Origin of the sequence: Staphylococcus sp. HMSC072H03 (genome assembly GCF_001809305.1) — a bacterium.
GTDB classification, from domain to species: domain Bacteria; phylum Bacillota; class Bacilli; order Staphylococcales; family Staphylococcaceae; genus Staphylococcus; species Staphylococcus hominis.
The window spans coordinates 1-200 of record NZ_KV796911.1 but is presented as its reverse complement, the minus strand read 5'-3'; the positions used below and the strand labels follow the sequence as shown (position 1 = coordinate 200).

The window sequence follows — 200 nt, the reverse complement described above, 5'->3', positions numbered from 1 at the left end:
TCAACATTAACAAACTTAACGATAAAAAAAGAACATCGTTCTCTACGTTACTATGTCTGTCCTAAAAATATGAATGAAGCCTATCATACGTGTCCATTTAAAGGCATCAATGCGCAAATGATTGAAACAGAGGTCCTAAACACTTGTAAAGTATACTGTGGCAATCAATCATTTCATGACAAATTAAATGAGACAATACT

General features: G+C 32.5%; 1 pseudogene. It reads left to right on the top strand.

Annotated elements, in window-relative coordinates:
• Window positions 1-200: pseudogene (locus HMPREF2578_RS11375) on the top strand (recombinase family protein); the annotation flags it as partial.